Here is a 17,672-nt window from a genome sequence, read left to right as displayed (position 1 = left end):
GCGCGGCCCTCCGCCGAGCCTGTGGATAACTTCCGTGAGAACATGCGTGCCGTGCGCACCGCCCTCGCCTCCCTGCGCCGCGCGGCCACCTCGCTCGGCGCGCTCGACCGCGTCCGCGTCGGCGTGCTGGCCGCGGGCGTGCTATGCGTGGTCACGGGCCTGCTGCCCGCCGCCGACGCCCGCGCCAGCCTCACCCGCGTCGCCCCGATGCTGCTGTTCCTGTTCGCGGTCATCGTGCTGGCGGAGCTGACGAAGGAGGCGGGCGTCTTCGACGCGCTGGCCGAGCGCACCGCCCGCGCCGGGCGCGGCTCCTACGCCGCGCTGTTCCTGCTCGTGGTGGCGTTCGCGTCGGTGACGACGCTGTTCCTCAACCTGGACACCACCGCCGTCCTCATCACCCCGGTCATGCTGGCGCTGGCCGCCCGCGCCGGGATCGCGCCGCTGCCGCTGGCGATGGCGACCGTCTGGCTCGCCAACACCGCGAGCCTGCTGCTGCCCGTCTCCAACCTGACGAACCTGCTGGCCGCCGACCGCGTCGGGCTGGAGACGCCCGCGTTCGCGGCGCGGATGTGGGCGCCGCAGCTCGCCGTCCTGGCCGTCACGATGGTGCTGCTGTGGGTGTTCTTCTGGCGGCGCGGCGAACGCGGCGCCGACCGCTACACCCCGCCGGGCCCGGCGGCGCCGCGCGACCGCGTGCTGTTCTGGGCGACGGCGGCGGCGTGCCTGCTGTTCATCGGCGCGATCCTGCTCGGCGTGCACACCGGCGTCCAGCTCGGCCTGGCCGCGACCGGCGCCGCGCTGATCGCCGTCGCCGCCTTCGCCGTCCGGAACCGGTCGGCGCTGCGGCCCGCGCTGATCCCCTGGCAGCTCCTGGTGTTCGTCACGGGCCTGTTCCTCGTCGTGCCGACGCTGGAGCGGTTCGGGCTGGACGCGGCGATGCGCGCGCTCGTCGGCACCGGCGACGACGCGGCGGGCGCGCTGCGCGCCGCGTTCGCCGGGGCGGGCCTGTCCAACGTGCTCAACAACCTGCCCGCCTACGTGGCGGGGGAGTCGGCCGTCCCGCCCGCCAATCGCGACCAGCTCCTCGCGCTGCTCATCGGCACGAACGTCGGCCCCGTCATCACCCCGTGGGGGTCGCTGGCCACGCTGCTGTGGTTCGAGTGGTGCCGCCGCTGGGACCTGCGCGTGCCGCTGCGCCGGTTCGTCCTCACCGGCGCGGTGCTGGCGGTCGCGGGCACGCTCGCGGCCGTCCTGGCGCTGCTGGCGACCTAGAGGCCGTCCAGGGCCGCGCGGGCGACGAGCCGCAGCGTCGTGTCGCCGCATTCGGGACGGGTCACGTGGTGGCGCGCGCCGTCGAGCGGCCCGAGCGTCAGATCCGGCACGCCGGGCGTCTCCGAGCCGAGCGCGATCGTGGCGGTGCAGCCGCCGTCCGGCACGACGCTCTCGTGGAAGACGCCCGCGGGCAGCCGGTACACCGCGCCCGGCCCGTGCCGCTCGGTGACGCCCGGACCCTGCCGGACGGTCCGTCCGGTGGGACGCAGATCGTCCCCGGCGGGGGAGCTGACGACCTCGAACAGCCGGTGCGTCGGCCCGCGCGCCACCGGCCGCACGTCCGGCAGCCGGTTGCCGATCTCCCCGGTCAGGACGTAGCTGACGAGGTCCCAGCTATGGCAGTGCACGCCGGACGTGGACGTCGCCGCCTCCGGCAGCCGCGGCGACCACACGTGCACGCACACCCCGTCGCCGCCCGTCCGTTCCACCGGAAGGCACACGAACCCGAGCGGATGGTGCACGGCGGGCACGCCCGTCCCCTCGGCGGCCCGCGTCAGCACGCCGCGCGCCCAGCCGCGCAGCGCGGTGTGATCGGGGCCGTCGGCGAGCCGGGCGGACAGTTCGCGGCGGTTCACGGGTCACCTCCCGGGCCGGGTCACACGAGCGGCGCGGCGGGCCGCAGCGCCATCCGGACGATCTCGACCACGTCGCGGTCGGCGTAGGCGCGCGGCAGCGGCAGGCCGAGCACGTCGAACAGCCGCCGCACCTCCTCCAGCGTCGGCTCGTCCCCGAGCGGCGCCTCGCGGGCCCGCTCGACCGGCACCCGCCGGGCCTGGTCGAGGCTGGTCTGGAGTTCGGCGGCGCACCAGGCGTAGTAGAACTTGTCGTTGTCGATCACCAGGACGTCGCCGCCGGGATCGTCGCGCGTCACGAGGATGCGCGAGGTGGACAGGTCGTAGCGCAGCGTCGTCATCGTCGCGGACAGGCCGAGCTGCACGTCCAGCATCACGAACCGCTGCCGGTGCCAGCACGCCGCCAGGATCGTGGCCAGCACCTCCTTGCGGACGCGGTCGGCCGTCCACGGGCCCTCGCCGGGCGCGGCGGGCAGCGACGCCCGGTGCCGCGCCAGCGTCTCGCAGACGGCGTCGTCGGCCGGGTCGACGAGCTGCGCCCGCACCAGCAGCGCCCGCCGCTGCCGGTTGGCGTCGGCGACGCACTCGGGCAGCGTCCGCGACCGCAGATAGGCGCCCGTGCCGCCCCGGTAGAACCACCGGTCGGTGCCCCGGCGCGCCTCGGCCAGCAACTGCTCGATCTGGGCGCGGCTGGCCACCCGGACCACCGACGCGTCGTCCAGCGCCCGGCGGGTGCCCTCCAGCACCCCCTCGAACCGCTCGACGTCGGCCAGCCGCCCGGACAGCTCGGCCAGCGACGACGTCGAGTCGCGCAGCGTGTCGCGGACCTCGGCCTCGACCGGCTGGCGGCGCGCCCGGTCGCGCAGGACGGACGTGGCCAGCAGGCCGATGACGGCCAGGATCGCGCTGTTGGTCACCTCGGTCTCGTTGGGCAGATCGACGCCGAGGCCGAGGGCGGCGACGACGACGGCGAGCAGCAGGGCGACGAAGGCGTCGGCGTTCCTGCCGAGCCACACGGCGAATCGAGTCATGGCGAAGCGGGCTCCCCGTCCTGTCGGCGCCGTCATCGTAACCAGCGGGCCGCACGGGGGCCACCGGGGTTTTCCTGACCGACGCTATAAGGTTTCGGACATGGCAGGACGGGGGACACGGGCGTCGCTCCGGACGGTAGGGCTACCGTCGGTGCGCTCTCTCGGCACGTCCGCGCGCCGCCGGCCGTCCCGCTCGCTGGCCCTGGACGTGAGCCTCGCGGGCGCGCTCGCCCTCGCCGACGCCGCGCTGCTGTACTTCGGTTACCGCGACTTCTGGCTGCCCGCGCCCGCCGTCACCGCGTGCGGGATCATCACCGCGCTGGCGCTGGTCGTCCGGCGGCGCTACCCGGTCGGGCTCGCGATCTTCACGATCACCTTCGGCACGGTCACCGGCGGCGCCGGGTTCGCGATGCTCATCGTGCTGTACTCGCTCGGCGCCTACTCCGCGTCCCGCCGCGTCACCACCTGCGTCGCCGTGGCCGGGTTCGCCGCGGGCCTGGCGCTGCCCGGCCCCACCGCCGGGGACGAGTCGTTCCTCACCCAGGCGATGTTCGGGCTGGCCTTCAACGCGCTGCCCGTCGTGCTCGGCCTCTACATGGGCGCCCGCAAGCAACTGCTGCTGTCGCTCCAGGAACGGGCCGCCCGGCTGGAACGCGAACTCGGGCTGCTCGCCGAACGCGCCCGCGCCGAGGAACGCACCCGGATCGCCCGCGAGATGCACGACGTCGTCGCCAACCGCGTCAGCATCATGGTCGTGCACGCCGGGGCACTGCGCGCGATCGCGTCCCGCGACGCCGAGCAGGCCGCCGCGACCGCCGCCGTGATCGGCGACATGGGCCGGCAGGCACTGGAGGAACTGCGCCAGGTCGTCGGCGTGCTGCGGCAGGGCGAGGAGGCCGTGGCCGCGTCCGTCGTGACGCTGGACGAGCTGCGCGCGCTGGCCGAGCAGTCCGGCGCCACCGGGCTGCGCGTCGGGTTCCGGGTGCGCGGCCGGGAGCGGCCGATGCCGCCCGCCGTCGGCCGCGCCGTGTACCGGGTCGTGCAGGAGGCGCTGACGAACGTTCACAAGCACGCCGGGGACGCCCGCACCCGCGTCGAGGTGCGGATGCTGGCCGAGGCCGTCGAGGTCGAGGTCGTCAACGAGCCCGGCCGGGACGGCCCCGGGCACCGGCTGCCGAGCGGCGGCAACGGCCTGGTCGGGCTGCACGAGCGGGTCACCGCGCTCGGCGGCCGGTTCGTCGCCGAGCCGCACGGTTCCGGCGGCTGGACGGTCGTGGCCCGGCTGCCGCTGCCCACGTCCTGACCTGCGGGAATGACCGGGCGGCAGGAATTGTCGTATCCCTTGCCTACAGTGTGAGGAGCAGGGGGCCGCACGGCTCCGGACGGGGAGGACGAGCATGCGGCCGATCACAGACCTGGAACGTACGGTGGCGCCCATCGAGGTCGTCACGGAGATGACGCCCTCGGGCGACCAGCCGCAGGCGATCGAGCAGCTCACCGACCGGCTGACGCGCGGCGACAAGGACTCCGTGCTGCTCGGCGCCACCGGCACCGGCAAGACCGCCACCGTCGCCTGGCTGGCCGAGCGGCTGCAACGGCCGATGCTGGTCATGCAGCCCAACAAGACGCTGGCCGCGCAGTTCGCCAACGAGCTGCGCGAGATGCTGCCGAACAACGCCGTCGAGTACTTCGTGTCGTACTACGACTACTACCAGCCCGAGGCGTACATCCCGCAGACCGACACCTACATCGAGAAGGACTCGTCCATCAACGACGAGGTCGACCGGCTGCGGCACTCGGCCACCAACTCGCTGCTCACCCGGCGCGACACCGTCGTCGTGGCGTCGGTCTCGTGCATCTACGGCCTGGGCACCCCGCAGGAGTACGTCGACCGCATGGTCAAGCTGCGCGTCGGGCAGGAGATCGAGCGCGACGACCTGCTCCGGCAGCTCGTCGGCATGCAGTACTCCCGCAACGACCTGGCGTTCACGCGCGGCACGTTCCGGGTCCGGGGCGACACGATCGAGATCATCCCGCAGTACGAGGAACTGGCCGTCCGGATCGAGATGTTCGGCGACGAGATCGAGAAGCTCGCCACGCTGCACCCGCTAACGGGCGAGGTCCTCTCCGAGGATTCCGAGCTGTACGTGTTCCCCGCGTCCCACTACGTCGCCGGGCCGGAGCGGATGGAGCGGGCCATCCGCGGCATCGAGGCCGAGCTGGAGGAGACGCTGGCCGCCATGGAGCGGCAGAACAAGCTGCTGGAGGCGCAGCGGCTGCGGATGCGCACCACCTACGACATCGAGATGATGCGGCAGGTCGGCACCGCGTCCGGCATCGAGAACTACTCCCGGCACATCGACGGCCGCCCGGCCGGATCGGCGCCCAACACGCTGCTCGACTTCTTCCCCGAGGACTTCGTCCTGGTGATCGACGAGTCGCACCAGACCGTCCCGCAGATCGGCGCGATGTACGAGGGCGACGCGTCCCGCAAGCGGATGCTCGTCGACCACGGGTTCCGGCTGCCGTCCGCGATGGACAACCGCCCGCTCAAGTGGGAGGAGTTCCTGGAGCGCATCGGGCAGACCGTCTACCTGTCGGCGACGCCCGGCCCGTACGAGATGAACCGGGTCAAGGGCGACGTCGTCGAGCAGGTCATCCGGCCGACCGGGCTCATCGACCCCGAGATCGTCGTCAAACCCACCAAGGGCCAGATCGACGACCTCGTGCACGAGATCCGCGAGCGCACCGAGAAGGACGAACGCGTCCTCGTCACCACGCTGACCAAGAAGATGTCGGAGGACCTCACCGACTACCTGCTGGAGCTGGGCATCCGCGTCCGGTACCTGCACAGCGAGGTCGACACGCTGCGCCGCATCGAGCTGCTGCGCGAGCTGCGCGCGGGCGAGTACGACGTGCTCGTCGGCATCAACCTGCTGCGCGAGGGTCTCGACCTGCCCGAGGTGTCGCTGGTGGCGATCCTCGACGCCGACAAGGAGGGCTTCCTGCGGTCGGAGACGTCGCTGATCCAGACGATCGGCCGCGCCGCCCGCAACGTGTCCGGGCAGGTGCACATGTACGCCGACAAGGTCACGCCGTCGATGCAGCGCGCCATCGAGGAGACCGACCGGCGGCGTGCCAAGCAGCAGGCGTACAACACCGAGCACGGCATCGAGCCGCGCGCGCTGCGCAAGCGCATCGCGGACATCCTCGACTCCCTCGTCCGCGAGGACGCCGACACCGCCACCCTCATCGGCGGCGGCGGGCGCCAGCAGAGCCGGGGCAAGGCCCCCGTCCCGGGGCTGGCGTCCCGTTCCCGCGAGGCGGGCCGGCACGCCGCCGACCTGGTCGGTGAACGTCCCCGCGAGGAACTGGAGTCGCTGATCGAGCAGATGACCCAGCAGATGCACCAGGCCGCCACCGACCTCCAGTTCGAACTCGCCGCCCGCCTCCGCGACGAGATCAAGGAACTCAAGCGCGAGCTCCGCGAAATGAAGGAGGCCGGCGTGAGCTGACCTCGACGCCCCGCCGACACCGTGACAGACGTCAGCGCGTGGTCTCGTACCTGGTCAGGAGTACGCCGCCGGGGAAGGTGCGGGTCTCGGTCAGTGTCAGGTTCACCCAGGTTTCCAGTGTGGTGAAGAACGGTGTGCCTCCGCCCACCAGGACCGGTGCGGTGACAAGGACGTACTCGTCGATCAGTCCGGCTCGCATTGCCGAGGCGGCGAAGGTGGCGCCGCCGATGTCCAGGGGGCCGTCGTCGTCGGCCTTCAGCCGGGCGATCTCGGTGACCGCGTCGCCGGTGACCAGGCGGGCGTTCCCGGCGACCTCGCGGTGCGTGGAGGAGAACACCGCCTTCGGCATGTCCCGCCAGCGGCGGGCGTACTCGATCTCCGCCGGGGTGGCGCCCGGCCGCCGGTCGGCGGTCGGCCAGTGGGAGCTCATCGTCTCCCACAGCCCGCGCCCGTACAGGGCCAGGCCGGTCGCCGCCACCCGGTCGGACCACCACTGGAACAGCTCGTCGCTCGGCACGCCCCAGCCGAGGTCGTCGCCGGGCGCGGCGACGTAGCCGTCCAGGCTCACGTTCATCGCGAAGGTCAGTTTCCCCATGGCGCCAGCCTCCCGTGTGTCGGTACCCGAAGTAGGGACCGGCACGGCACGAAAAGTCATCGGCCGGACCACACCGCGGTACCGGCACTGCCGCGAGATCACCGGCTCCGGGGTCCACGGCGGAGCCTTCCCGGCCCAGCGGCAGGGGCGGCACATCCTCCGGTAGGCGTGGATGCGCGATGTCGGATGGAACGCCCAGACGGCCCGCAGTGTGGAGACGCGGGCGCATCGTCCGGTAGGGGGATGCGCGATGTCGGACGGAACGCCCAGACGGCCCGCGGCGTGGAGACGCGGGCACATCGTCCGGTAGGGGTGGATGCGCGATGTCAGGGCGCGGGGTTGTGCCAGACCAGGGAGTAGCGCCATAGGAGGTGGCGGGTGTAGGTGGCGCCGGGCAGGTGCGTGCGGGCCGTCGTCCGTACCTGTGACCAGGTGATCTCTGGGTTCCGCACGGGCATGGCGGCCGGGTCGGTCTTGCCGCCGTGGCGGAGGCGGAGGGCCTGCGCGGCGGGGACGGCGGCGGCGGAGCGGAGCCGGTCGGCGGGGGAGCGGTCGCGGGCCAGGCCGAGGACGTACAGGATGCCGCCCGGGGCCACCAGCCGCGCGAGGGCGGGGAGCGCAACGTCCATGTCCAGATGGTGCAGGACCGCCACCGCCGAGACGAAGCCGAACGACGCGGCGGGCAGCGCGCCGGGCGTGAGGACGTCCGCCTGGGCGAAACGGACGTTCGGCACGTCCGCCGACGCCGCGCGAGCCGCCGCGATCATCGCGGGGGAACGGTCCACTCCGGTCACCGACGTGGCGCGGGCCGCCAGGGCGCGGGCCAGGCGGCCGTCGCCAGAGCCGACGTCCAGGGCCGCGCCGCAGCCCGGCGGGACGGCGCGCAGGATCAGCGGGTGGTAGTGCACGTTGTGGTTCCACGGCTCGCGCATCGCAGGAACGTACCGTGCGGATCGGCAACGGCGTCGCGGCGCCGTCCGCGCCGACCTACGATCGCCGCATGGACGACGACGCCGTGCGCGCGGCGGAGGAAGACGACCTGGCGGTGCTGCCGGGGATCGAGCGGTCGGCCGACGCGCTGTTCGCGCCGCTCGGCATCACGTTCCCGCCCGGACCGCTCGTCATCGAGGAACTGATCGGCACCGGGGCGCGGATTCTGGTGGCGGGCCGCCCACCGGCCGGGTTCGCCGGGACGGTCCCGCTGGACGGCGGGGTGCACCTGGAGCAGATCGCCGTCCACGCGGACGCGATCCGGCGGGGGACCGGCACCCGGTTGCTGCGCGCCGTCGTCGCGGAGGCGGAGCGGTCCGGCGCCGCGCGCGTGTCCCTGCTCACGTTCCGTGACGTGCCGTGGAACGCACCGTGGTACGCCCGGCACGGCTTCGCCGAGCTGCCGCAGGCTCAGTGGGGCGCGGGCCTGCGCGCGCACTGGGCCGCCGAGGTCGCGGCGGGGCTGGGCGACCTCGGCCGCCGGGTCGTCATGGCGCGGGCGTGCCGCTGAACGCGGGAGTGCGGTGCAGAGCGGGCGCGTCGTCGACGCAGGCGTAGACGCCTTCGCCGCCGGCCACCCGGCCGACGCGGACCTGCGGTGCGGGCCAGCGCTTGCCGCAGACGACGCACGCGCGGCCGGCGCGCTGGGCACGGTTGAGCCCTGCGGGGTCGAACAGGACCTCGTTGGCTTCGTCCATGAACGTCGATCCTTTCGGGAGCGGGGGCGGTCGACGTCGAGCGGTCAAGTGCGTATGTCTCACTCCTAGCCGACTTTTCCCGGGCAATCCGCATTCAACCATCCTCTATGACGCCGCGCAGGGCGGAGTCGGGGTCCGGTCTTGCTCGATTCGTCACCCTTTCGTAATCTACAATGTAAAGGCGGGAACCCGGGGCGCGGCTCGCACGTCATGCCCTGGGGAGGACCGATGACACGACCGGGGGAGCGCCTGCGGCGCGCCCGCGCGCGGCTGGACGTCGCGCAGGCGCGGCTGGGCGCGCGCGTGGGTCAGCGCAGGCTCGCGGCGATCACGCTGGTCGCGCTGCTCGCGGTCGCCACCGTCCCGCTCGTGGCCTTCCCCGCCGTCCGCTGCGAGTTGTTCGACGTGGGGTGTCGCAGCCCGCTCGCCGCCGCCCCCGCCGATCCCGAGCGCGTCGGTGACGGGACGCGCACGCCGGTCGAGGCCGCCACCGCCGGTGCCTACGCTGCCCTCGGTGACTCCTACTCCTCCGGCGTCGGCGCGGAGGGCGGCCTGGCCGACCGCAACCCCCTGGAGCGCTGCCGCCGTACCTCCAAGGCGTACTTCCACGCCGTCGCGGCGGCGTTCCCGTTTGCCGAGTCGGGGCACTTCGCGTGCTCGGGCGCCACGACGCGGCACGTCCTCAACGGCAAGTCCGGCGAGCCGTCCCAGGTCGGACGGCTCGGCCCCGGCACGAGCCTGGTGACGCTGAGCGTCGGCGGGAACGACGTCGGCTTCTCGAAGATCATCGCGAACTGCGTGGTCAAGCTGCCCTGGAGCGGAAAGTGCACCGGGCAGGGGCCGGAGATCGCGGGCAGGATGGCGGAGTTGCGGGTCGCGCTGCCCACCGTCCTCGACCGGATCACCGCCGCCGCGCCGAACGCGCGGGTTCTCGTCATGGGGTATCCGCGCGCGTTCTCCGAGTTGGCGGGCACGGCGGGCGACAACCTCACGGTCGTCGAGCAGCGCTGGCTGAACGCCCGCGCGCACGACCTCAACGAGCTGATCCGGCTCGCGGCGGCCGAGGCCGACGAGCGCCTGGACGCGGCGGGCCGCCCCGGCAGCGTCGAGTTCGCCGACGCCTACAGCGCGTTCGCCGGTCACGAGGCCGGCAGCGCCGACCCGTACATGAACGGCCTGTCGGTCGACCTCGGCGCCCTGGAGGCCGAACCCCGCAGCTTCCACCCGACGGCCCGCGGCCACGAGGCCCTGGCCCGCCTCTTCACCGACCAGATCAGAAGCGGCCCGAACCGCCCCCTACACGCCCCCCGAGCCTGACGACGGACGCCGAGGGCGGGACTGGGAGGAGCCTGGGCCAGTTCCAGCACGCTTGGCGGGCTGACGGACGGACGCGGGGACCGGGGGCCTGGGTCGTTCTTTGCGCGCGTGGCCGGGTCGATGGAGAGGGCTCGGGGCTGGGTCGGGAGGGATCTAAGCCGGTTCCTGCACGCGTGGCCGGGTTGGCGGAGCGGATGCGGGGAGCCAGACCGGGAGGGGGCTGGGCTGGTTTCTGCGGGCGTCGTGGGTTGAGGGGGTTCAGGTTGAGGTGATGGTGTTGAGGCGGTCTACCGCGGCGGCGAACTCTTCGATCATGTCGTAGACGACCTGGCGGGTGGGTTTGATCGTGTTGAGCTGGCCCACGCACTGGCCGACGAAGTAGTTGGCGAGGGCGCGGGCGCCGGGGTGGCCGGTTTCGGCGATCTTGTCGATGTGGCGGAGGGCGCCCTCGGCGACGATCATCTGGAGCGGCATGCCGAGCGGGGCCGGGCTGTCGGGTTCCTCCCACGCGTCGGTCCACGCGGAGCGGAGCTGCCGGGCGGGCTTGCCTGTGCGGGACCGGGAGCGGACGGTGTCGCGCGACGTCGCCGCGAGCAGCTTCTCCTTCACGGCGGGCGGCGTCTCGGCCTCCTCGGTGGTCAGCCAGACCGAGCCGCACCAGACGCCGGACGCGCCGAGCGCGAGCGCGGCGGCCATCTGCCGCCCGGACGCGATGCCGCCCGCGGCCAGGACGGGCACGGGCGCGACGGCGTCCACGACCTCGGGCACCAGGACGAGCGTGGAGATCTCCCCGGTGTGCCCGCCCGCCTCGCCGCCCTGGGCGACGATGAAGTCGACGCCCGCGGCGACCTGGCGGCGGGCGTGCTCGGCGGTGCCGACGAGCGCGGCGACGGGGACGCCCGCCGCGCGGGCGCGGTCGATCATGGCCGGGGGAGGGGTGCCGAGCGCGTTGGCGATGAGCGCGATGGGGTGGGCGAGCGACACGTCGATGAGGGCGGTGGCGCCCTCGGGCGTGACCTGGGTGCCCGCGCCGCGCGTGGCGCTGCGGCGGGCGCGGTCGAGGTCGGGCAGCGGCACGTCGTACTTGGCGAACAGGTCGTGCAGGAACGTCCAGTGCTCGGGCGGGACGGCGGCGAGCATGGTGTCCAGGCCGCCGTCGCCGCGTCCGGCGCGGCGCGCCGACTCGTCGATCTTCGCCGGGACGAGGACGTCCACGCCGTAGGGGCGACCGCCGACGTGGTCGTCGATCCAGCGCAGTTCCTCGTCGAGCCGTTCGGGGGTGTAGGCGACGGCGCCGAGGACGCCGAGGCCCCCGGCGTTGGTGACGGCGGCGACGACGTCGCGGCAGTGGCTGAACGCCAGCAGCGGGAACTCGATGCCGAACCGGGCGCACACGTCGGTAAGCATGCGCTGACGCTAGCCGACCGAACCCCGTTCGGTAAACAGCAGGTACGACTCGCCCTCGTCCGGATGGACGTAGGCCGCCGTGAGCGGCAGGCCCTCGCGCAGCGCGGCGCGGGCGACGGCCAGCCGCGTGTACAGCCACGGCCCCTCGTCCAGCTCGACCAGGGCGAGCAGGGCCGGTTCGGGGACGGTCCCGTCCTCGGCCGGGCGGCCGTGCGTGACCGTCCAGCTCACCAGCGAGGCGTCGCCGGACGCCCGCGCCCAGCCGGGGTCCTCGTCGCCGCAGCCGGGGCACGACGTCGCGTCGGGCGCCAGATGGACGTCGCACTCGGCGCAGTGCCGGATCATCAGGCGTTCGGCGGCGGTGCCGTCGAAGAAGGCGTCGGTGCGGCCGTCGCGGCGCAGGATGCCGATGTCCATGCTCAGGCTCCCTTGCGGTGGGGGCTGACGATCAGTGTCGAGTGGTGGTCGAGGATGCCGCCGTTGCCGCTGACGAGCAGCACGTCGCGCCGGTCCACCTGGCGGTCGCCGCCGTGGCCGCGCGCCTGGATCACCGCCTCCGACAGCGGCGTCATGCCCCACATGTAGTAGCCGGAGAGCTGCCCGCCGCCGGTGTTGGTGGGCAGCGCGCCACCGGGCGCCAGGGCGCCGGACGCCGCGAACGCGCCGCCCTCGCCCTTGCCGCAGAACCCGTAGTCCTCCAGGGACACCAGGACGGTGTAGGTGTAGCAGTCGTAGAGCTGGCAGACGTCGATGTCGGCGACGGTGACCCCGGCCATCTTCATCGCGGCGGGCCCGGAGATCGCGGCGCCGGTGCTGAGCCCGAAGGCGCTGCCGCGCTCCTTGCGGTGCCCGGGATGTCCCTGCCCCCAGCCCCAGACGTGCACGGGGGGCTGCGCCAGGGCGGCGGCGCGGTCGGCGCTCGTGACGACGACGGCGACGGCGCCGTTGGAGACCAGGCAGCAGTCGAGCAGGTGCAGGGGTTCGGCGACCCAGCGGGAGTTCTGGTGGTCGTCCAGCGTGATCGGGTCGCGCATCTGGGCGAGGGGGTTGCGCGAGGCCCACTGCCGCGTGCTGACGGCGATGGCGCCGAGCTGCTCGCTCGTGGTGCCGTAGCGGGCCATGTGGCGTTGCGCGGCGAGCGCGTAGAAGGCGTTGACGCTGCGCAGCCCGAGCGCGGCCGTCATGCCGCCGAAGCCGTACCACTCGCGGGCGTCGCGGTGGTAGGCCGAGCCGGACGACTGGCGCGGCTGAAGCGGCGCGTCGGAGAACACGCAGGCGACGGCGGTGGCCGCGCCGGACGCGATCGACTGCGCCGCGTAGGAGATCATCGCTCCGGCGGTGGCGCCGAAGGCGTTCATGGCGGTGAGCAGCCGCAGGTCGCGCAGCCCGAGCGTCTCGGCCAGCTCGATGCCGGGCGATCCGCCGAGGCCGTGGCTGACGAGCAGGCCGTCCAGTTCGTCCAGGCGGAGCCCGGCGTCGTCGGCGGCGAGCCGCACCGCGTCGGCGGCGAACCGCCGCGGACTGCGCCCGTAGACCTTGCCCAGCTCGGTGATCCCGAGCCCCGCGATGGCCGCGCTCATCGTCCCGCCTCCCGCAGATGATCCGATCCCGGCCACCGTACCGAATGACGTTCGGCCGTGAGCGGGCGGGGACGCGGAACGGCCGTGCCCCGGGAACGGGACACGGCCGGAACGCCGCGGCTCAGGTGGCCAGGACGGCCTGGAGGAAGTCGCGGGTGCGCTGTTCGGAGGGGGAGCCGAAGATCTGCTCGGGCGGGCCCTCCTCGACGATCTGGCCCTGGTCGAACATCAGGACGCGGTCGGAGATGTCGCGGGCGAAGTGCATCTCGTGGGTGACGCAGAGCAGGGTCACGTCGGTCTGGCGGGCGATGTCGCGCAGGAGGTCCTGGACGCCGACGACCAGCTCGGGGTCCAGGGCCGAGGTGACCTCGTCCAGCAGCAGCACCTTGGGCCGCATCGCCAGCGCGCGGGCGATCGCCACGCGCTGCTGCTGGCCGCCCGACAGACGAGCCGGATGGTCGTCGATCTTGTCGGAGAGGCCGACCAGCTCCAGCAGCTCCTGCGCCCGCGCGTTCGCCTCGTCCTTGGACAGGCCGAGCACGCGCACCGGGCCCTCGGTGAGGTTGCGGCGCACGTTCATGTTCGGGAACAGGTTGAACTGCTGGAACACCATCCCGACCTGCTTGCGCATCTCGTGCAGGTGCTTCTGCCCGGCCGGGACGAGCTTCCCGTCGCCCTTGTCCTGGTGCCACAGCGGACGGTCGCCGATCCAGATGACGCCGTCGTCGAGCTTCTCCAGCGTCATCAGCAGCCGCAGGATCGTCGTCTTGCCCGAGCCCGACGGCCCGATCAGCGTCACCCGCTCGCCGGGCGCGACGGTGAAGTCCAGCTCGCGCAGCACCACGTTGCTCCCGAACCGCTTCACCACCTTCTCGAAGCGGATGCCCGGTGCGTCGCTGACGCGCGGGACGGCGTCGCCGGCCTTGGACGGCGACGGGGTGTCAGTGGGTTCAGTAGGTGGCATAGCGCTTCTCCAGGCGGCGGACGAGGATCGAGGAAACGACGCTGACCGCCACGAACAGCAGGCCGACGACGGTGATCGGCTCCAGGAACTTCAGCGTCTGGGCACCGATCTGGTAGGCGGTGCCGAGCAGTTCCAGCACGTTGATCGCCAGCAGCAGCGGCGAGTCCTTGAACATCGCGATGAGGTAGTTGCCGAGCGTCGGCACGACCCGGCGGATCGCCTGCGGCAGGATCACGTCCAGCCACGTCCGCGACCGCGGCAGGTTCAGCGCGGTGCACGCCTCCCACTGCCCCTTGGGGACGTCGGCGATCCCGGCCCGGTACACCTCGGCCGTGTAGGTCGAGTAGTGCAGGCCGAGGCCGATGATGCCCGCCACGAGCGGTCCGAGCGTCACCCCGAACGTCGGCATGACGTAGTAGATGAAGAAGAGCTGCACCAGCAGCGGCGTCGAGCGGATGAACTCGGTCACCCAGCGGACGGTCTGGTTGACGATCCGGCTCGGGGTGCGGCGCAGCAGCGTCCACACCAGGCCGAGCACGAGCGCGATGGCGTACCCGGCGATCGTCGCGGTGACGGTGACGCGCAGGCCGTTCAGCAGGTCGGGAAGGATCTCCCCGGTGTAGGTCCAGTCCCATTCCATCAGGGGTTCACCCCCGTGCCCGAGGCGCCGGCGGCGACGACCGCGCCCGGGTCGTCCTTGGGCGCCGGGCCGCGGCCGAGCATCCGGTCGACGCGGCGTTCGGCGAACCGGACGCCGAGCTGGAGCACCTGCGCGATGACGAAGTACAGGACGAGGATCGCGACGAACGTCCAGAGCGTCTCGCCGGTCGCGCCGCGGATCTGCTGCGCCCGGAACGTCAGGTCACCGATGGTGATCAGCGAGACGATCGCGGTGCCCTTCATCAGCTCGATGAGCAGGTTGCCGAACGGCGGCAGCATCAGCGCCACGGCCTGCGGCAGCAGCACCCGCCGCATCCGCTGGAACGGCGAGAAGTTCAGCGCGACCGTCGCCTCGTACTGCGCCTTCGGGACGGCGTTCAGCGAGCCGCGCACCACCTCGGCGCCGTACGCGCCGATGTTCAGCCCGAGCGACAGGACGGCGGCGGCCATCGGCGTGAAGCGGAAGCCGACCAGCGGCAGCGCGTAGAAGAACCAGTACATCAGGACGAGCGTCGCGGTACCGCGGAAGAACTCCACGTACACGCGGTTGAGCGCCCGGACCCACACGCGCGCGCTGGTGCCCGCCAGTCCGAAGACCAGGGCGAGCACCAGCGCGAGCGCGCTGCCGAGCACCGTCAGCTGCACGGTGATCCAGGCACCCTGGAGCAGCAGCCGGTAGCTGTCGAGAACGTCGGTCACGGGGGATCAGCCCGCGCAGAACTTCGCCGCGGTGTCCTCGCCGGTGGGCATGTCGGCCTGGGTGAAGCCGAACGGCTGGAGGATCGGCAGCAGCCGGTTGCCCTGCTTCAGCTCGGTGAGCTTGCCGTTGAACGCCTCCAGCAGCTCGGTGTCGGCCTTGCGGAACGCGAACGCCCCGGCGCCGAGCTGCTCCTTGCCGTCGATGACCGGCACGAACGCGTCGGTGACCTCGAACGGCTCGCCCTCGTGCTTGGACATGACGTCGGCGAGGGAGATGCGCGTCAGCCAGATCGCGTCGATGCGCCCGGCCTTCAGCCCCTCGTAGGCGCTGGCCTGGTCGGAGAACGTGCTGATGTTCCCCTTGCTGACGCCGAGCTTCTCGGCGTAGCCGCCCTCGACGGCGCCGGTCAGCACGCCGACCTTGGCCTTCTTCTCGCCCGGGTCGGTGGCCTTGGTGAGGCCCTTGGGGTTGCCGCGCGGCACCATGAACGCGCTCTTGGCGACGTACTCGGGGTCGGAGAACGCGACCTCGGCGCAGCGTTCCGGCGTGATGAACATGCCGGCGGCGACGAGGTCGAACCGGCTGGCCTTGAGACCGCCGACCAGCCCGCCGAAGTCGACCTGGACGCCCTCGACCTCCTTGACGCCCAGCTCCTTGAAGATCACCCGGGCGAGCTCGGGGGCCTCGCCGGTGAGCTTGCCGGACGAGTCGGTGAAGCCGTACGGCGACTCGTTCGCGAAGCCGATGCGGATCTTGCCGTCCTTGCGTGCCTTGGCCAGGCTGCCGCCCCCGGACCGTTCCGCCTCGGGGTCGGTGGTGGAACACGCCGCCGCGCCGAGGGGCACGGCGGCGCCGAGCAGCGCCGCCGTCCGCAGGAACTGGCGTCTCGAGGAAGTCATCGTTGATCTCCTGTGGTGTGACTCCGCGCCCGCCCGCGCCGGGAATCGGCGGCGTGGGCGGGCGCGGATCGCGCGGTCAGGGTGGGTGTGGAAGGGTCGTCGTCGCTAGGCGACCGGGGTGAAGTCGCGGGCGCCGATGAACGACGGCCGGGGCGACGGCGCCGAGAACGGCTTCACGCAGGTGTTCTCGACGCTGTTGAACACGATGAACACGTTCGAGCGCGGGAACGGCGTGATGTTCCCGTTCGAGCCGTGCATGCAGTTGCAGTCGAACATCGTGGCCGAACCCGCGGGCCCGGTGAACAGCTCGATGCCGTGCTTGTCGGCCAGGATGGACAGGCTGTTGGGGTCGGGCGTCCCGACCTCCTGCCCCACCAGGGACTCCTTGTAGTGGTCGGCGGGGGTCTCGCCCACGCAGGACACGAAGGTCTTGTGCGACCCCGGCATGATCATCAGACCGCCGTTGTGCACGAAGTTCTCGGTGAGGGCGATGGAGATGCTGACGGCACGCATACGGGGCATGCCGTCCTCGGCATGCCACGTCTCGAAGTCGGAGTGCCAGTAGAAGTCCTTGCCCTTGAAGCCTGGCTTGTAGTTCACCCGGCTCTGGTGGACGTAAACATCCGAACCGAGAATCTGCCGGGCGCGGCCGACGACGCGGGGGTCGCGGACCAGCCGGGCGAAGACATCGCTGAGCTTGTGGACCTCGAAGATCGACCGGACCTCGCGGGTGCCGCGCTCGGTGACGGTGCGCTCGTCGGCGAGGATCGTCTCGTCGCCCGCCAGCCGGTCCAGCTCGGCCCGGTAGACGTCGACCTCGCCGGGCTCCAGCAGCCGCTGCACGTTCAGGTAGCCGTTGGCCTCGTACCCGGCGAGGGTCTCGGCGTCGATCTGGCCGTCCTCGGCGCGGCCGTACACGACCGGGTCCTGGCGGTAGAGCAGGGCCGCCTCGCCGCTCTTGCGGGTCGGGTAGGCGTCGTCGAGCGTCGGATGGGAATCGATGATGCTCATGCGTCCTCCTCGGTCAGCAGCGGGTAGACACCGTTCTCGTCGTGGACCTCCCGCCCGGTGCAGGGCGGGTTGAAGACGCAGACGGTGCGGACGTCGGTGTGCGCGCGGAGCGTGTGATGCTCATGCCCGTCCAGCAGGTACATCACGCCGGGCTCGATGCGGTGTTTCTCGCCGGTCTCGTCGTTGACCAGCTCGCCTTCGCCCTCGATGCAGTAGACGGCCTCGATGTGGTTCGCGTACCACATCTTCGTCTCCGTCCCCGCGTACAGGACGGTGTCGTGCAGCGAGAACCCCACGCCCTCCTTGGCCAGCACGAGCCGGCGGCTGGTCCAGGTCTCGGCCTTGATGTCGCGCTCGGTGCCGAGGACGTCGGTGAGCGATCGGACGATCATTGCGTCTCC

At 72.4% G+C, this 17,672-nt stretch carries 19 protein-coding genes; 5 read left to right on the top strand and 14 right to left on the bottom strand.

Annotated features, from left to right (window positions below; all coding sequences use genetic code 11):
- Positions 1–42 precede the first annotated feature (42 nt).
- On the top strand, positions 43–1,272 hold the full coding sequence (locus tag C229_RS0121540) for an ArsB/NhaD family transporter (protein WP_018657181.1): 1,230 nt from the start codon (positions 43–45) through the stop codon (positions 1,270–1,272).
- Here C229_RS0121540 and C229_RS31380 read toward each other — a convergent pair.
- Both C229_RS31380 and C229_RS0121530 read right to left on the bottom strand, forming a co-directional pair.
- Positions 1,269–1,907 carry a hypothetical protein gene (locus tag C229_RS31380; protein ID WP_018657180.1) on the bottom strand — a complete coding sequence of 213 codons (639 nt, stop codon included), beginning with the start codon at positions 1,905–1,907 and terminating at the stop codon, positions 1,269–1,271. The two genes, C229_RS0121540 and C229_RS31380, sit on opposite strands and share 4 nt — an antisense overlap.
- Before the next feature lie 20 nt (positions 1,908–1,927).
- Positions 1,928–2,935, bottom strand: coding sequence for a hypothetical protein (locus tag C229_RS0121530; protein ID WP_026314028.1), 1,008 nt, complete (start codon positions 2,933–2,935; stop codon positions 1,928–1,930).
- Positions 2,936–3,086: 151 nt separating this feature from the next.
- Here C229_RS0121530 and C229_RS0121525 point away from each other — a divergent pair, with 151 nt between their 5' ends.
- Together C229_RS0121525 and uvrB are read left to right on the top strand one after the other, a co-directional pair.
- The gene (locus C229_RS0121525) at positions 3,087–4,238 is read left to right on the top strand and encodes a sensor histidine kinase (RefSeq protein ID WP_018657178.1); all 1,152 of its coding nucleotides are present in this window, start codon (positions 3,087–3,089) and stop codon (positions 4,236–4,238) included.
- 94 nt (positions 4,239–4,332) lie between these two features.
- Entirely contained in the window at positions 4,333–6,450 is a 2,118-nt protein-coding gene (uvrB, locus tag C229_RS0121520) for an excinuclease ABC subunit UvrB (RefSeq protein ID WP_018657177.1), read from the top strand.
- Positions 6,451–6,481: 31 nt separating this feature from the next.
- Here the strand turns inward: uvrB and C229_RS0121515 are convergent, their stop codons facing one another.
- Together C229_RS0121515 and C229_RS0121510 are read right to left on the bottom strand one after the other, a co-directional pair.
- On the bottom strand, positions 6,482–7,045 hold the full coding sequence (locus C229_RS0121515) for a dihydrofolate reductase family protein (protein WP_018657176.1): 564 nt from the start codon (positions 7,043–7,045) through the stop codon (positions 6,482–6,484).
- 326 nt (positions 7,046–7,371) lie between these two features.
- A complete protein-coding gene (locus C229_RS0121510) occupies positions 7,372–7,977 on the bottom strand; it encodes a class I SAM-dependent methyltransferase (protein WP_018657175.1) in 606 nt (201 codons plus the stop codon).
- A gap of 14 nt (positions 7,978–7,991) precedes the next feature.
- Here C229_RS0121510 and C229_RS0121505 point away from each other — a divergent pair, with 14 nt between their 5' ends.
- Positions 7,992–8,546: a GNAT family N-acetyltransferase gene (locus tag C229_RS0121505; protein WP_018657174.1), complete on the top strand. Its 555-nt coding sequence runs from the start codon at positions 7,992–7,994 to the stop codon at positions 8,544–8,546.
- Here C229_RS0121505 and C229_RS0121500 read toward each other — a convergent pair.
- Positions 8,524–8,733 (bottom strand): hypothetical protein, encoded by a 210-nt coding sequence (locus C229_RS0121500; protein ID WP_018657173.1) that lies wholly within the window; start codon positions 8,731–8,733, stop codon positions 8,524–8,526. The two genes, C229_RS0121505 and C229_RS0121500, sit on opposite strands and share 23 nt — an antisense overlap.
- 228 nt (positions 8,734–8,961) lie before the next feature.
- Between C229_RS0121500 and C229_RS0121495 the strand changes: the two genes are divergently transcribed.
- Complete coding sequence (locus C229_RS0121495) at positions 8,962–10,050, top strand: SGNH/GDSL hydrolase family protein (protein ID WP_018657172.1); 1,089 nt, start codon at positions 8,962–8,964, stop codon at positions 10,048–10,050.
- Positions 10,051–10,308: 258 nt separating this feature from the next.
- On the opposite strand, the gene C229_RS0121490 is transcribed toward C229_RS0121495, so the two are convergent.
- The 9 genes from C229_RS0121490 to C229_RS0121450 all read right to left on the bottom strand — a co-directional run bounded on the left by C229_RS0121490 (position 10,309) and on the right by C229_RS0121450 (position 17,663).
- The gene (locus tag C229_RS0121490; RefSeq protein WP_018657171.1) at positions 10,309–11,457 is read right to left on the bottom strand and encodes a nitronate monooxygenase; all 1,149 of its coding nucleotides are present in this window, start codon (positions 11,455–11,457) and stop codon (positions 10,309–10,311) included.
- Positions 11,458–11,466: 9 nt separating this feature from the next.
- The gene (locus C229_RS31375; RefSeq protein WP_018657170.1) at positions 11,467–11,874 is read right to left on the bottom strand and encodes a Zn-ribbon domain-containing OB-fold protein; all 408 of its coding nucleotides are present in this window, start codon (positions 11,872–11,874) and stop codon (positions 11,467–11,469) included.
- A 2-nt stretch (positions 11,875–11,876) separates the two neighbouring features.
- Positions 11,877–13,037 (bottom strand): thiolase family protein, encoded by a 1,161-nt coding sequence (locus C229_RS0121480; protein WP_018657169.1) that lies wholly within the window; start codon positions 13,035–13,037, stop codon positions 11,877–11,879.
- Between the two features lie 121 nt (positions 13,038–13,158).
- On the bottom strand, positions 13,159–14,001 hold the full coding sequence (ehuA, locus tag C229_RS0121475; RefSeq protein WP_018657168.1) for an ectoine/hydroxyectoine ABC transporter ATP-binding protein EhuA: 843 nt from the start codon (positions 13,999–14,001) through the stop codon (positions 13,159–13,161).
- Positions 13,988–14,641: an ectoine/hydroxyectoine ABC transporter permease subunit EhuD gene (ehuD, locus tag C229_RS0121470; protein ID WP_018657167.1), complete on the bottom strand. Its 654-nt coding sequence runs from the start codon at positions 14,639–14,641 to the stop codon at positions 13,988–13,990. The genes ehuA and ehuD overlap by 14 nt, the downstream gene beginning before the upstream one ends.
- Positions 14,641–15,360 (bottom strand): ectoine/hydroxyectoine ABC transporter permease subunit EhuC, encoded by a 720-nt coding sequence (gene ehuC, locus C229_RS0121465; RefSeq protein WP_018657166.1) that lies wholly within the window; start codon positions 15,358–15,360, stop codon positions 14,641–14,643. Before ehuC ends, ehuD begins: the two co-directional genes overlap by 1 nt.
- Positions 15,361–15,366: 6 nt before the next feature.
- On the bottom strand, positions 15,367–16,260 hold the full coding sequence (gene ehuB, locus C229_RS0121460) for an ectoine/hydroxyectoine ABC transporter substrate-binding protein EhuB (protein ID WP_018657165.1): 894 nt from the start codon (positions 16,258–16,260) through the stop codon (positions 15,367–15,369).
- A gap of 105 nt (positions 16,261–16,365) precedes the next feature.
- Entirely contained in the window at positions 16,366–17,271 is a 906-nt protein-coding gene (gene thpD / locus C229_RS0121455) for an ectoine hydroxylase (protein ID WP_018657164.1), read from the bottom strand.
- Entirely contained in the window at positions 17,268–17,663 is a 396-nt protein-coding gene (locus tag C229_RS0121450; RefSeq protein ID WP_018657163.1) for an ectoine synthase, read from the bottom strand. Before C229_RS0121450 ends, thpD begins: the two co-directional genes overlap by 4 nt.
- Between the last annotated feature and the right edge of the window lie 9 nt (positions 17,664–17,672).

This window comes from Actinomadura flavalba DSM 45200, assembly GCF_000374305.1.
GTDB lineage: Bacteria > Actinomycetota > Actinomycetes > Streptosporangiales > Streptosporangiaceae > Spirillospora > Spirillospora flavalba.
This window is presented reverse-complemented; position numbering and strand designations above follow the sequence as displayed.